The following is a 14,513-nucleotide window of genomic DNA, read 5'->3' as shown; positions in this document are numbered from 1 at the left end:
AGGTGTAAATAATGCAACAAATCATCAATTTTGTTATTAAGAACAAAACGTTTCTGTTGTTTTTATTGCTCTTTAGTATTTCGTTAGCGCTAACAATACAATCGCATTCTTATCATCGTAGTAAATTCATAAACTCAGCAAATAGTCTTACAGGCGGTGTTTATGGCCTTTTTAATTCTGTAGATGACTATTTCGATTTAGAAAAAGAAAATGAAATTCTTTCTGAGGAAAATAGACGCTTAAGAGAACAGCTTTTTAATTTAAATACTTCTTCTGAAAATTCTTTTATTGACTCCACATATACTAACGGCAAATATAAAGTTACAAGAGCAGAGGTTTATAAGAACAGCTATTCTCTATCAAATAATTACCTCACCATAAATAAGGGTGAAAATGACAGTATTAAAGAAGATTTTGGAGTCATTACGTCAAAAGGGATTGTTGGTATTATTGATAATACCTCAGGAAATTATGCCACAATACTTTCTATTTTAAATGGTAATAGTAGAATCAACGCAAAGTTGAAATCTACAGATCATAAAGGATCACTTACCTGGGATGGAAAATCACCTCATTATACCCAACTAGAGGATATATCGACATTTGCACCAATCAAGATTGGAGATACCATTGAAACAGGTGGAGAATCAGCTATATTCCCTAAAGGTATTGGTGTAGGTATAGTTGAAAGTTTTAAAACTGATATTGGAGGAGATACAAACACCTTACAAGTCAAGCTTTTTAATGACATGACCAATATTGGAACAGTCTACATTTTAGAGAATATAGATAAAGACGAAATCAAAGCTTTAGAAAGTACTAGCAATGAATAATGTAGTAATTTTAAATAGCGTCCGATTTATAGTGCTCCTTTTGGCACAAGTGATTATTTGTAACAATATCAATTTTCTAGGCTACATAAATCCGTATATCTATATTATATTCATCTTTCTTTTCCCTATAAAAGACGATAGACTTGCATTTTTGCTAGCAAGTTTTTTACTTGGTATGCTGGTCGATATGTTTTCTGATTCTGGAGGTGTTCACGCCGCTGCTTCTGTTTGTTTGGCCTATGCAAGACCAATACTTTTAAAAACCTCCTTTGGGATGCTTTACGAGCACCAAACCATAAAATTTGGCAATACTGAAATAGGAAGTTTGATAACTTATATCACTTTCGGCACTTTGATTCATCATTTTATTTTGTTTACGCTTGAGATTTTTAATATGGCAAACATACTTTTGATATTACAAAAGACGTTATTCTCTAGTATTTTTACTATAATACTCAGTGTACTGATTATAATTTTATTTAGTCGCAACAAAAAATGAGAAAACTATTACTCTTAACTACTGTTCTTCTTGTTGGCTTGGTTTTTATAGGTCGTCTGTTCTACCTTCAAGTTTATGGAGGTTACGACTACAATGTCTATGAAGATAATGCCATAAGAAAGGTTTATAATTACCCAAAACGTGGTTATGTGTATGACAGGAACGGAAAACTTCTAGTCGCCAACCAACCATCTTATGATGTTATGGTAATACCTAGGGAAGTGGAGCCTATGGATTCTCTGGAGATAAACGAATTCTGTCAGTTATTAAAAATTACAAGAGAAGACTACGATAAAAAACTTGAGCGCGCTACTAATTATTCACCTCGTTTATCCTCGCCATTTGTGTCACAGTTATCTAAAAGTGACTATGCAGTATTACAGGAAAAAATGCGAAAGTACGAGGGTTTTTATATTCAAAAGCGTTCACTTAGATCTTATCAAACCACCATTGGTGCCAATGTGCTAGGTGATATCGGGGAAGTAAATCGTGGCATAATAGCCAAACAACCCTATTACAGACTTGGTGACCTTATCGGTAAGCAAGGCATTGAACAGACTTATGAAAAAACACTTAGAGGTGTCAAAGGAATTAAATTTATTCAAAAAGATAGATTTAATAAAGATATAGAACCTTTTAAAGAGGGAAAGTTAGATACCTTACCTGTACCTGGAAAAGATATCACCATAACTATTGATGCAAAGCTTCAAGCTTATGGTGAATTGTTGATGACTAACAAACGTGGCGGTATCATTGCTATAGAACCAAGCTCAGGCGAAATTTTGGCTATGATTTCTGGCCCATCATATAACCCAAATTTATTAGTAGGTAGAGATCGTTCCAAGAACTTTTCAAAATTATATAATGATAGTATTGCAAAGCCCTTATTCGATCGAGGTTTGCAAGCAATGTATCCTCCAGGTTCTCCATTTAAAACACTCAACGCTTTGGTAGCGCTACAAGAGGGAGTTGTTACAGAGGATGAGCGCTTTAGTTGCTCACTAGGTTATCGCTATGGTAACAGAAAAATGGGATGTCATGCGCATAGAAGCCCTGTTAATATGAATACAGGTGTCTCGCAATCTTGCAATGCTTATTTTGCCAATGTTTACAGACGCATCATAGATAAATATGATTCTCCTGCTGAAGGTATGGATAATTGGAGTAAGCATATTAAGAGTTTTGGACTGGGTAATTATTTAAATAATGATTTATCGGTTGGACAACCGGGTAAAGTGCCATCAGCCGAAACTTATGACAGAGGTTATGGTAAAAACAGATGGTACACTACATTTACAATATCTAATGCCATTGGGCAAGGTGAAGTCTTGGCCACTCCAATTCAATTGGCAAATATGGCTGCAGCAATAGGTAATAGAGGATATTATTACACACCTCATATTATCAAGAATATAGAAGGAGAGATAATTCCTTTAAAATTTACCACACCAAAACGTACAACCATAGATAAAGAGCATTTTGAACCTGTTGTACAAGGCATGTTTGATGTTTATAACAAGGGTACGGCAGAAATGTTGCGTGTAAAAGGTATTGACATCTGTGGTAAAACAGGTACAGCTGAAAACTTTGCTATCATTGACAGTGTTAAGACTCAATTAACGGACCATTCTATTTTTGTAGCGTTTGCTCCAAAAGATAATCCAAAGATTGCTATTGCCGTGTTTGTAGAAAATGGATACTTTGGAAGTCGCTTTGCAGGCAGAATGGCGAGTTTGATGATAGAATACTATATCAGAGGTGAAATTACTCGAAAGGATATGGAAAGTTTCGTTTTAAGATATTCTCTAGAACACGAATATCAAAAACCTTTTTCTGGAGAACCTTTTGGAATTAACAGACAAACAACCCTCGAAGCTATTTCAGAAGAAGAATATCAAAAACTTATGAGGTTAAAAGCAGAAATACCAAAGTTGTAATCTATGCTGAGAGAAAATCAACGACGTTTTAAATTTGATTGGATTACAATTATTCTATTTCTATTACTAGTAGGTTTTGGGTATCTCAACATTCTTTCGGCATCACACGATGGCGATATAGCGAATTACTTTGACACTTCGCAACTTTATGGTAAACAACTAATTTTTATTGGTCTAACCTTCGTTCTCATCATAATCATTCTGTCTTTCGAAGCTAAGTTTTATGAACGCTTTGCCAGTATAATTTATCTGGGGGCGCTTTTGGCTCTATTGGGTTTATTCATTTTTGGAAAAGAAATCAATGGCGCGCGCTCGTGGTATGGCATTGGAAGTATGACTCTTCAACCTAGTGAGTTTGCAAAGTTCGCCACAGCTTTAGCTGTTGGAAAATACATTAGTGATTTGCAAACCAATATGCAAACCTTAAAAGATCAACTGCGTGTTGTTGCTATTATTTTTGTTCCTGCCTTATTTATTTTACTTCAAAATGACGCTGGAAGCACCATTGTTTACCTCGCATTTTTCTTTGTCTTGTATCGCGAAGGCTTACAACAGATATACTTGGTAATGGGCTTATCCTTAATTGTCCTAGCCATTCTTGGCTTAAAATTTGGGGTCCTAATCACGGCGCTTCTGGCAACATCGATACTAATTATTTCTTTTTTTTTAAGAAAGAAAAAAAAGCGAGAATCTATATTTCAATACATTCTAGTGCTTTTAGTCGCTGTAGGTTTTTCTTATGGTGTAAAATTATTTTATGAACATGGCTTAAAAGCTCATCAGCAGAATCGAATTAGTCTTTGGTTACGACTAGAGAAAGATCCTGTAAAGCTTGAAAGAATGAAAAAAGCAGAAGCCTACAACCTGATACAATCCGAACAAGCAATTAGTTCTGGAGGTTTAGTAGGAAAGGGCTTTTTACAAGGCACAAGGACTACTGGTAAGTTTGTTCCAGAACAAGAAACCGATTATATATTTAGCACAGTTGGAGAGGAATGGGGATTCTTGGGGAGTAGTATTGTGGTTCTCCTTTTTGTGTTTCTCATTATTCGGATTCTCTATTTGGCTGAAGCGCAAAAATCACAATTTAGTCGTGTATATGGTTATGGTGTAGCTTCAATTCTGTTTGTTCACTTTACAATCAATATAGGTATGGTAATGGGCTTAATCCCAACAGTCGGAATACCCTTACCTTTCTTCAGTTATGGTGGTTCAGGACTTTGGGGGTTTACTATTTTATTATTCATTTTTGTGAAGCTCGATAGTAATAAGATCAATGAGTGGTAAATAACAAGTACCGTTCTAGAAATAGCCTTTTTGTTGATATATCAATTTGCCACTAACTGATATTAGGTCATATCGTTAACCTTAAATGTGACGGACATAATATAAAAAAAGACACCAAGTACAGGTAAAAACAGTAACAATACTAACCAAACCATTTTGCTCTTAATTTTCCTCTGTGATCTTAGCACAACCATACACAGAAGCAGTATGATTAGTATATAACAACTTATGAAAAAATTTACCAATCCTGAATCTACCAGCATCATGGTGTCTGAAATTTTAACTTACATTCCAAGAACAGTATGACTAACTTTTTTATAAATTCTCAGAATGCAAGTATTTTGAAAACTTTTATTGTCCTTGTCCTAATGAGTAACCCCTTACACCATCGAACGTATACAAGTTTTCTGTTTTTATAGCATCTATATCATGCTCTAAAGCAGATTGTAATACTCCTATAATTTTTCTTTTCGATAATTCTTTCCCATTCTTAGCTGTATATCGACATCTCCAATGATCGGTACAAAATGTTTCGTCAAAACCATTTGGCCAAACCTTTATACCTCTATTTGTTATCATTGACAATTCTAGCTCATCGTTATTGAGAGGTTTCAATTTGTCTGCAAGTTCATTAGCATCATAGCCATGCCAATCCACAAATAAATCTACACCAACCACTTTCTTGTTTTTTGACGGTTGTCTTTGATATTTTGGCAGCACCAATGGCGTATTATCATCGAAATGTACTTCTGGTAATTGCTTAGGTTTATTCCCAAGGTTAGCAATTACGGCTTCAGCAAACTCCTTTGTACCAACACGACGAGTACTCATAATAGGGTCGTAAATATCATTGGTATGCACACCATCTTCTATAGTCCTTAACCATGCATTTTGAATTTTAGCCGCGACATCACTCTGTCCAACATGATTCAGCATCATTACGGCACCATTGATTAATCCTGATGGATTTGCCACATTTTTACCCGCAATATCTGGCGCAGAGCCGTGAATGGCCTCGAAAATTGCACATTCCTGACCGATATTCGCAGAGCCTGCCAATCCAACAGAGCCTGTAATCTGGGCTGCTATATCAGAAACTACGTCACCGTAGAGGTTTGGCATCACAATAACATCGAAATCTTCTGGCGAATCTGCCAATAACGCAGAACCAATGTCCACAATCCAATGTTCGTTGATTATATCTGGGTAACGTGATGCTACTTCATCAAATACCTTATGAAAGAGACCATCGGTCTGTTTCATAATGTTATCCTTAGTAAAACAAGTTACTTTCTTCCTACCATATTTCTTCGCGTATTCAAAAGCGTAAGTGACTATTTTTTCACATCCAGGACGACTAATCAGTTTCAAACATTGTACAACTTCGTCCGTTTGCTGATGCTCAATCCCTGCATACAAATCTTCTTCATTCTCTCTGATGATTACAACGTCCATTTCGGGATGCTTAGTTGTGACAAAAGGATGTAAACTGCGACATGGCCTTACATTAGAATATAATCCCAATGTTTTTCTCATAGTAACGTTTAAGCTTTTATAACCGCCACCCTGAGGTGTTGTGATTGGGGCTTTAAGTAATATCTTATTTTGTCTTATAGATTGCCAAGCGTCATCTGAAATACCAGTTGAGTTGCCTGATAAATATACCTTTTCTCCTACCTCGATTTCTTCAAAAGTTAAGTCTGCTCCTGCAGCAGAAAGAATATTAAGCGTTGCGTCCATTATTTCTGGACCAATGCCATCGCCTTTGGCTAATGAAACTTTTATCATAATTGCATGTTGTTTTAATACGCTGCAAAGATGACACTCATTCCTCATATATTTTTATATATGTTTTTAATGATATATATAAATATTATTTATTGAAAACGTTTTCGAAGTAGGCCCATTCTAGAAATTTCTCAATTTACCGCCGTAAGCCTGCATAAATTTTTAGAAAATTTTAACTAATTAAGGCTAGGATTAACCAATTCAGCATTCATTTTGGTGAAGCTGGATAACAATAAGATAAATAGTGGTAGAATTCATTTATATTTGAACAAAATTAAATGACTTATACCAACTTTCATTGTCATAATCAATTTTCAATTATAAAATATGTTTATGAAAAACTACTTATTCCTACTAATATTACTTCTTGTTCCTCAAATAGTTCTTTCACAGCAAGATGATATAAAACAAGACACGATCAAAAAATCAATACCAAAGTTTAACAAAGTTGAATTTATCGATGGAAAAGTATTAGAGGGTGATTTTGCAATTGCAAACATTGAAGGCGCATCAGGAAAAGATGAAATAAAAATCATATGGAGAGGTAAAGGAAAAAAATCTCGAGAAAAGTATGCTATTTCTGAAATAAAAAAAATCACTTTGCTACCAAATGAAGGATTGATTGGACGTTACCGACAACAAAAAAGAATGAATAAACCAACACCATTTAATGCTCAAAGTGAAGCCGATTTAATAAGATATTATAAAGTCATATATAGTCCTGAAAAGAATATAGCCAGGCTAGTTAAAATTATTTATTTAGGTGAGAATGTTGAATTTTATCGTTTTAACACTACACATTCTGCAAATAAATTTCAACATCACCTAATCTATATAACAAAAGCCAACTCGAACATAATTGAATATAAATATCCTGAATCTAATGTAAAAAGCAATCTAAAAAGATTGAATGAATATTTCAAAGGTTGTAATGAATTCATTAAAGAATCAACCTCTAAAAATATTCATAAAGAGAAAAATATGGCATACTTCTATAAACTAGCAAATAAATGTAGTCTATAAATTCTTATTGGCAAGTGAAAAACACATTGCCTAACTTAAAATTAAATCAAATGATTAACGGAAGTATTATTCTAATTCAAGCTTTCTAAACTGGTCTTAATCGTTTCAATCTTAGCCAAAGCATCAGCTTCTTTCTTCTTTTCTGAGGCCACAACTTGTTCTGGTGCATTATTTACAAATCGCTCGTTAGTCAGCTTCTTCTGAACGGACTTCAGGAAACCTTCGGTATAATTCAACTCTTCAGTTAGCTTCTTAACCTCAGCTTCAACATCGATGCTTCCTTCCATAGGAATAAAATATTCGTTTGATTTTACACGGAAAGTTAGAGCACCATCAACAGGCTCATCCACGTAATTGAAACTTTCAAGATTGCCGAGTTTAGAAATCACCTCATCAAACGTAGAGGAGGTATCTTCATTATTAATTATTGAAAACCCAATCGCATCCTTAAACGCTATATGCTTTTGTTTTCTAATATTTCTAATGCCCGAAATGACTTCTGCCGCAAGTTCAAATTCGGAAATAAGGTTATCATTTATCGACTTCTTCTCTGGCCATTGAGAGACAATCAAGGCTTCTTCAGGGGCACGCTCTTTTATATAATGCCAAATTTCTTCTGTTAAAAATGGCATAAATGGATGAAGTATTTTTAAATTATTTTCAAGCACTCCAATAACTTCATTATACGTTGCGCTATCAATTGGTTTTTGATAAGCTGGTTTAATGATTTCTAATAACCACGATGCAAAATCATCCCAAATCAATTTATAAGTAGTCATTAGGGCATCGCTCAAGCGATACTTACTAAAATGATCTTCGATCTCCGCAATGGTCTTTTGGAATTTAGACGCATACCACTCCAATGCTACTTTACTTGAATTTGGTTGTTCTATCGAATTATCAATGTCCCAGCCTTGTATTAATCGAAAAGCATTCCATATTTTATTAGCAAACTGTTTCCCTTGCTGACACAGATCTTCATCGAACATTAAATCGTTTCCTGCGGCAGAACTTAATAGCAGACCAACACGCACACCATCTGCGCCATATTCCTCTATTAGTTTTAAAGCGTCTGGAGAATTCCCCAACTGTTTTGACATCTTACGACGCTGCTTATCTCGAACCAGCCCGGTAAGATATACGTTTTCAAAAGGACGTTCATCTTTATATTCATAACCAGCAATAATCATACGGGCCACCCAAAAGAATAAAATATCTGGTCCCGTTACCAAATCATTTGTAGGGTAATAGTATTTAATTTCATCATTTTCAGGATTACGTATTCCATCAAAAACAGATATTGGCCATAACCATGAACTAAACCATGTATCTAGGGCATCTGTATCCTGTTTTAAGCTCGAAGCTTGCAGCTCGGAGTTGGAAGTTCTCACTCTTGCCAGTTTTACAGCATCCTCAATACTCTCTGCAACGACAAAATCCTCTTTCCCATCACCATAATAATATGCTGGGATTTGTTGTCCCCAAAGTAATTGACGAGAAATATTCCAATCACGAATGTTTTCCATCCAATGACGATAGGTATTTTCAAACTTTTTAGGAAACAACTTTACATCAGCTGTTTTAAGTACAGCGTCTAAAGCTGGCTGAGCTAAATCTTCCATTTTTAAAAACCATTGATCACTCAAACGAGGTTCAATAACTGCTTTGGTGCGCTCAGAAGTACCTACCTTATTAATGTGGCTTTCGGTTTTCACCAAAATACCAGAAGCTTCAAGCTCTTTAACTATGGCTTTTCTTACCGCAAAGCGATCTTGACCTTCATAGTGCATTCCGAAACCATTCAAACTTGCATCGTCATTAAAAATATCTACAACTTCAAGATTATGCTTATCCCCTAAAACCTTATCATTTTCGTCATGAGCCGGTGTCACCTTGAGACAACCTGTACCAAATTCAATATCCACATAATCATCTTCTATAATTGGTACTACCCTACCGCAAATAGGAACAATAGCCTTTTTACCTTTTAAATGTGTAAAACGTTCATCATTTGGATTAATGCAAATCGCTGTATCTCCAAAAATGGTTTCAGGTCTCGTAGTTGCAATGGTTAGTTTATCATTGCTGCCTTCAACTTTATATTCTAAGTAATAGAGTAAGCCTTGTTTTTCGATATGGATGACCTCCTCATCTGACAAGGTGGTCTTAGCCTCTGGATCCCAATTGACCATGCGATAACCTCTATAAATCAAGCCCTTGTTAAATAAGTCTACAAAAACCTTAATCACGGCTTCAGACATATCGTCATCTAATGTAAACTTTGTTCTATCCCAATCACATGAACATCCCAGCTTTTTTAGTTGCTCTAAAATAACACCGCCATATTCTTCTGTCCAATCCCAAGCATGCTTTAAAAACTCTTCTCGAGTTAGGTCGTTCTTATCAATGCCTTGTTCTTTTAACTTCGCCACGACCTTAGCTTCAGTGGCAATGGAAGCATGGTCTGTTCCTGGTACCCAACAGGCATTTTTGCCTAATAAACGTGCACGTCGAATCAATACATCTTGTATTGTATTATTCAACATATGTCCCATATGCAATACACCAGTAACATTTGGAGGAGGAATCACTATTGTATAGGGCTCTCTTTCATCTGGTTCAGAATGAAAATAATTGTGCTCCATCCAGTAGTCATACCACTTCTTTTCTACTGACAATGCGTTATATTTTGATGGGATTTCCATATTTTGGTATCGTTTTTGCTAAGTAACTGACAAAAGTACTTATATTTCTTTTTTTGAAAAATAATTAAATGATTAATATGCGTTTAAACTTGTAATAGTGTTAAATAGGAGTGCATTACGTCTAAATAATTTTGAGGAGAGTAAAAAAGTAAGTAGCTTTGATTATCAATTTAAATATAAAATGATGAAAAATATAATAGCAATTTTATTTGTGAGTTTAATGAGTTTGGGATCTTATGCTCAAGAGGAAAAAGTAGCAAAAATTGAATTTAAGACTACCGTTATCGATTATGGTACTATAGAAAAAGGTGCTGATGGTGTAAGAACATTTGAGTTTACGAATACTGGAAATGCGCCACTCATAATTTCGAATGTAAAGTCTACTTGCGGCTGTACAATACCAAAAAAACCAAAAGGACCTATTATGCCAGGTGAAACTGGAGAAATTGAGGTAAAATATAACACAAGATTAGTTAATCCTATTAGGAAAACCATTACTGTTATGTCTAATGCCGATACTCCAACGGTTGCGCTTAAGATTAAAGGACTAGTCATTGACCCTAATAAAACAAGTGTTTTAGAGAAGAAAGAAAAAAGTATGATTGAACAATAAAATTCAATCTTAAAATGTAATTATGAGCTCTCAATTTGGGAGCTCATTTTTTTTAAAGGCATTGTCCAGCTTAAACTTGAATTTTAAAATTTGACCATTGCGCTCCACTTTTAAATAAACTGTTTTTCCTGTTTTACCATAAAAAATTTCATTTAATTCATTGAGTTTAAAATCATAAGCCCTTTTACCATTTATGCCAATAAGAACATCACCAATTCTTAAACCTGATGCATAAGCGTTTGATGATTCCCTCAATTCAACTATTTTATAAATTGGCTTGAGTAATATCCTATAATTCATTGAAGTGTTTATCTGAACAGCGCTCTGCTGAGTTTTTGAATTCTCGCTTATACTTGTCGGAATACTAACTTGCTCTTCAATAAACATGGTACCATTATACTCAACTACAATACCACTATTGTTGTAATTAAAAGGATCCTTAAAATAACTATTCTTCTTGAAATATAGTATTCCGTTTGTATAATCAAAAAATATATTGAAGCGCTTCAAGATATCTCCTCCAAGGCTTCCATTTCTATCCTTATGTATTTTTTGTGCATTAATAGAAGTAGAATCTGGATATGCAACATTGGCATTTTCCAAATTAAAGTCACTCAGTTTAAAATAATCTACTTTAGATCGTTTTCCATAAATGGATCCGCTCAGTCCTTTACCTAAAAAATCTACAAAGAATAAATCTTTATGAGGAACCAAACCATTGTCTACATCTTCAAACAACCAAATAGAATCACTACTACCTGTATCAATAAGAAGTTTTACAGGCTTTTCGTCTTTAGCTATAGTAACTTTGGCATTTACGTATGCCCTTTTGTTATTAACATCAATGGGCAAACTTCTCCACTTCTTTGAAGTCTTGGGCCTAAATTTATCTGGTTTATGTAATCGTATGTATTTGGAATTGTAATTAATTTCTACCACAAAATCCTTGAAAATATCGTAGCCAATAATACCGTGAATTACTACTCCTAGTCTTGGTGTAAAATTGATTTCTGAATCAAAAATCACATACAAATCCTGATTGAGTCCAACGGCTTCAGAAATACCAAATTTATTACCACTAGATTTTAAAGCTTCAATCTTGCCATCTGCACCTAAACCATGCAGAAAAAAGGTTTTAGTATTTTTTATATTCAATGAATCACGCTCTGTCAAATTAAACAAAATAGGTCTGCTCACACCTGTATCTAAAATAAAAGACAGCTCTGTACCATTAATTTTGATTGGAATTACTATTAGATTATTAATAAGTTCGAAATGTATTTTTGAACTGGCATCGTTCTTAAGAAAAAAACTTCCTTGAGCTATTAATAGCCAACTATTAAAACACAACAGACAGAGTATTACATATTTGTTTAATATCTTCAATCTAAAATCCTTTAACTAAACTTACAAATCTTTACTTTAGAACTTATTTTAATCATTATTTTTTATATAAACTTTAAGAAATTTCAGAACTTAGCACCTTAAACTTAGAACGATGCCAAAAATCTCTAACAAGGGCATAAATATGCCTGAATCACCAATAAGAAAATTGGTGCCTTTTGCAGAAGAAGCTAATAAGCGAGGTAAAAAGGTTTATTATCTTAATATCGGTCAACCAGATATTAAAACGCCTACCTTGGCATTGGATGCCGTAAAAATTCATTCTTTGGAGATACTGGCATATTCGAGATCTGAAGGTTCTGAGGAGTATAGAAAGAAAATTGCTAAATATTACAAAAACAATGCTATAGAGGTTACCCATAACGATATCATTGTTACGACAGGTGGTAGTGAAGCACTATTATTTGCTTTTGGTAGTATAATGGACGAAGGTGATGAGATTATCATTCCTGAGCCATTCTATGCTAATTATAATGGATTTTCTACAGCGTCAAGCATTAATGTAGTTCCCGTAATTTCAAAAATTGAAAATAATTTTGCACTTCCGCCAATTGAAGAGTTTGAAAAGCTTATCACTCCTAAAACTAAAGCTATTTTAATATGTAACCCAGGTAACCCTACAGGTTATATGTATTCTAAAGAGGAAATTAAAAAATTGGCTTCTATTGTTAAAAAACATGACTTATTCCTGATTGCCGATGAGGTATATAGAGAGTTTGTCTATGATGGTGATCCACATTATTCAATTTTGCAGGAACCTGGATTAGAAGCGCACGGTATCGTTATAGATTCAGTGTCTAAGCGTTACAGTATGTGTGGTGCCAGAATAGGTTATCTAGTTTCCAAAAACAAAGACGTTATAACAACCGCATTAAAATTTGCACAAGCGCGATTGAGTCCGCCTACTTTAGCACAAATTGCGGCTGAGGCAGCTTTAGATACACCAAAAAGTTATTTTGATGAAGTTAGACAGGAATACATGAAGCGCAGGGATGTTCTCATTGAAGGTCTTGAAAAAATACCTGGCGTAAAAGTGGCTAAACCAAATGGTGCTTTCTATTGTATTGCAGAATTACCAATTAAGAACTCAGATGATTTTGCACGTTGGTTATTAGAGTCTTTTGATTATGAGAACAGTACAGTAATGGTTGCACCTGCAGCTGGTTTTTATTCTACATCTGGTGTAGGTAAAAATCAAATTCGCATCGCCTATGTCCTGAATGAAGAAAGTTTACGGGTAGCCATCAAAGTATTAGCAGAGGCGTTAAAAGTTTACAAGGACTAATGACTATACAAAACAATGTTTCTTTAAAACCATTTAATACTTTCGGTATTGATGTAAAGGCTGCTTCATATTGTAATATATCAACTGTTACAGAGCTTAGGGAAACGTTAGAAAAACAACATCATAACTCACTTTTTGTTCTTGGTGGTGGCAGCAACATGCTATTAACAAAAGATATTGAAGCTTTAGTGCTTCATATTAATCTAAAAGGTATTGAAGTTGTAAGTGAAACTGATAATATAGTCATTGTAAGAGCCATGGCTGGTGAAAATTGGCATGAATTCGTACTTTGGTGTATTAATAACAATTACGGTGGAATAGAAAACTTATCACTCATTCCTGGTAATGTAGGCACAGCTCCAATTCAAAATATTGGAGCCTATGGCGTCGAGCTTAAAGATGTTTTTGTGAGCTGTGAAGCTATAAATATCAAAAATCAAGAGACAAGAACGTTTACAAAGCAAGAATGCAAGTTCGATTACAGAGAATCGGTTTTTAAACAAGAGTTGGCAGGCCAATATATCATCACAAGTGTAAATTTTGAGCTATCAAAAATCAATCACAAATTACACATGGATTATGGTGCAATAAAGGAACAACTAGGAGTGTCTCTAGTTGGCAATCCAACAATACAAGATATTTCAAAAGCTGTCATAGCCATAAGACAAAGCAAATTACCAGACCCTAAGGACATTGGAAATAGCGGAAGCTTTTTTAAAAACCCTATTATTTCAAAAGAGCAATTTGAAAAACTACAAGAAAGCTTCCCTGAAGCTCCAAATTATAAGATTTCTGATAGCGAAATCAAGGTTCCAGCTGGCTGGCTTATTGAAACAGCGGGTTTTAAGGGGAAACGCTTTAATGACTATGGGGTTCACAAGAAACAAGCACTGGTCTTGGTGAATTACGGTAATGCCAATGGGAATGATATTTTTGAGCTGGCCAAGTTGATTCAAAAAACCGTAAAGCGAATTTTTGACATCGATATAGAAACTGAAGTAAATATTATATAAACAAAAGTCGCAAATGATATTGCGACTTTTGAATTTAGAATAATTCTATAAATGCTATTAATCAATCCTCATGTGAGGGAAAATTATTCTAACATTATATGTGCTATTAACCTTGTAAGGCCTAAT

The 14,513-nt window shown here is 34.5% G+C and carries 12 protein-coding genes; 8 read left to right on the top strand and 4 right to left on the bottom strand.

Going from position 1 to position 14,513, the window contains the following annotated elements:
- The first annotated feature begins 11 nt into the window (after window positions 1-11).
- From mreC to rodA, 4 genes are read left to right on the top strand one after another with little or no spacing between them, the layout of a single operon-like run.
- Window positions 12-833 carry a rod shape-determining protein MreC gene (gene mreC / locus H7F21_RS05705; RefSeq protein ID WP_185788244.1) on the top strand — a complete coding sequence of 274 codons (822 nt, stop codon included), beginning with the start codon at window positions 12-14 and terminating at the stop codon, window positions 831-833.
- Complete coding sequence (mreD, locus tag H7F21_RS05700) at window positions 826-1,332, top strand: rod shape-determining protein MreD (protein ID WP_185788243.1); 507 nt, start codon at window positions 826-828, stop codon at window positions 1,330-1,332. The genes mreC and mreD overlap by 8 nt, the downstream gene beginning before the upstream one ends.
- Complete coding sequence (gene mrdA, locus H7F21_RS05695) at window positions 1,329-3,269, top strand: penicillin-binding protein 2 (RefSeq protein ID WP_185788242.1); 1,941 nt, start codon at window positions 1,329-1,331, stop codon at window positions 3,267-3,269. Before mreD ends, mrdA begins: the two co-directional genes overlap by 4 nt.
- A gap of 3 nt (window positions 3,270-3,272) precedes the next feature.
- Window positions 3,273-4,556: a rod shape-determining protein RodA gene (gene rodA, locus H7F21_RS05690; RefSeq protein WP_185788241.1), complete on the top strand. Its 1,284-nt coding sequence runs from the start codon at window positions 3,273-3,275 to the stop codon at window positions 4,554-4,556.
- Window positions 4,557-4,618: 62 nt separating this feature from the next.
- Here the strand turns inward: rodA and H7F21_RS17605 are convergent, their stop codons facing one another.
- Complete coding sequence (locus tag H7F21_RS17605) at window positions 4,619-4,819, bottom strand: PLDc N-terminal domain-containing protein (RefSeq protein ID WP_425509957.1); 201 nt, start codon at window positions 4,817-4,819, stop codon at window positions 4,619-4,621.
- 88 nt (window positions 4,820-4,907) lie between these two features.
- Entirely contained in the window at window positions 4,908-6,344 is a 1,437-nt protein-coding gene (locus tag H7F21_RS05680) for an NADP-dependent isocitrate dehydrogenase (protein WP_185788239.1), read from the bottom strand.
- 333 nt (window positions 6,345-6,677) lie between these two features.
- Between H7F21_RS05680 and H7F21_RS05675 the strand changes: the two genes are divergently transcribed.
- A complete protein-coding gene (locus H7F21_RS05675) occupies window positions 6,678-7,367 on the top strand; it encodes a hypothetical protein (RefSeq protein WP_185788238.1) in 690 nt (229 codons plus the stop codon).
- Between the two features lie 71 nt (window positions 7,368-7,438).
- Here the strand turns inward: H7F21_RS05675 and H7F21_RS05670 are convergent, their stop codons facing one another.
- Entirely contained in the window at window positions 7,439-10,072 is a 2,634-nt protein-coding gene (locus H7F21_RS05670; protein ID WP_185788237.1) for a valine--tRNA ligase, read from the bottom strand.
- Between the two features lie 184 nt (window positions 10,073-10,256).
- On the opposite strand from H7F21_RS05670, the gene H7F21_RS05665 reads away from it, so the two are divergent.
- Window positions 10,257-10,685: a DUF1573 domain-containing protein gene (locus H7F21_RS05665; protein ID WP_185788571.1), complete on the top strand. Its 429-nt coding sequence runs from the start codon at window positions 10,257-10,259 to the stop codon at window positions 10,683-10,685.
- Window positions 10,686-10,715: 30 nt separating this feature from the next.
- On the opposite strand, the gene H7F21_RS05660 is transcribed toward H7F21_RS05665, so the two are convergent.
- A complete protein-coding gene (locus H7F21_RS05660) occupies window positions 10,716-12,071 on the bottom strand; it encodes a retropepsin-like aspartic protease (protein WP_221892431.1) in 1,356 nt (451 codons plus the stop codon).
- A gap of 112 nt (window positions 12,072-12,183) precedes the next feature.
- Between H7F21_RS05660 and H7F21_RS05655 the strand changes: the two genes are divergently transcribed.
- Window positions 12,184-13,374: a pyridoxal phosphate-dependent aminotransferase gene (locus H7F21_RS05655; protein ID WP_185788236.1), complete on the top strand. Its 1,191-nt coding sequence runs from the start codon at window positions 12,184-12,186 to the stop codon at window positions 13,372-13,374.
- Entirely contained in the window at window positions 13,374-14,387 is a 1,014-nt protein-coding gene (gene murB, locus H7F21_RS05650) for a UDP-N-acetylmuramate dehydrogenase (RefSeq protein ID WP_185788235.1), read from the top strand. Before H7F21_RS05655 ends, murB begins: the two co-directional genes overlap by 1 nt.
- Window positions 14,388-14,513 lie beyond the last annotated feature (126 nt).

The organism is Winogradskyella flava (assembly GCF_014243395.1).
Lineage (GTDB): Bacteria > Bacteroidota > Bacteroidia > Flavobacteriales > Flavobacteriaceae > Winogradskyella > Winogradskyella flava.
This window is presented reverse-complemented; position numbering and strand designations above follow the sequence as displayed.

What these genes read in the sequence shown, in the direction of transcription:
- H7F21_RS05655 (WP_185788236.1), top strand. Translation starts at nt 12,184, where the DNA reads ATGCCAAAAATCTCTAACAAGGGCATAAATATGCCTGAATCACCAATA.
- mrdA (WP_185788242.1), top strand. Translation starts at nt 1,329, where the DNA reads ATGAGAAAACTATTACTCTTAACTACTGTTCTTCTTGTTGGCTTGGTT.
- rodA (WP_185788241.1), top strand. Translation starts at nt 3,273, where the DNA reads ATGCTGAGAGAAAATCAACGACGTTTTAAATTTGATTGGATTACAATT.
- H7F21_RS05670 (WP_185788237.1), bottom strand. Translation starts at nt 10,072, where the DNA reads ATGGAAATCCCATCAAAATATAACGCATTGTCAGTAGAAAAGAAGTGG.
- mreC (WP_185788244.1), top strand. Translation starts at nt 12, where the DNA reads ATGCAACAAATCATCAATTTTGTTATTAAGAACAAAACGTTTCTGTTG.
- mreD (WP_185788243.1), top strand. Translation starts at nt 826, where the DNA reads ATGAATAATGTAGTAATTTTAAATAGCGTCCGATTTATAGTGCTCCTT.
- H7F21_RS05680 (WP_185788239.1), bottom strand. Translation starts at nt 6,344, where the DNA reads ATGATAAAAGTTTCATTAGCCAAAGGCGATGGCATTGGTCCAGAAATA.
- H7F21_RS17605 (WP_425509957.1), bottom strand. Translation starts at nt 4,819, where the DNA reads ATGCTGGTAGATTCAGGATTGGTAAATTTTTTCATAAGTTGTTATATA.
- H7F21_RS05675 (WP_185788238.1), top strand. Translation starts at nt 6,678, where the DNA reads ATGAAAAACTACTTATTCCTACTAATATTACTTCTTGTTCCTCAAATA.
- H7F21_RS05665 (WP_185788571.1), top strand. Translation starts at nt 10,257, where the DNA reads ATGAAAAATATAATAGCAATTTTATTTGTGAGTTTAATGAGTTTGGGA.
- murB (WP_185788235.1), top strand. Translation starts at nt 13,374, where the DNA reads ATGACTATACAAAACAATGTTTCTTTAAAACCATTTAATACTTTCGGT.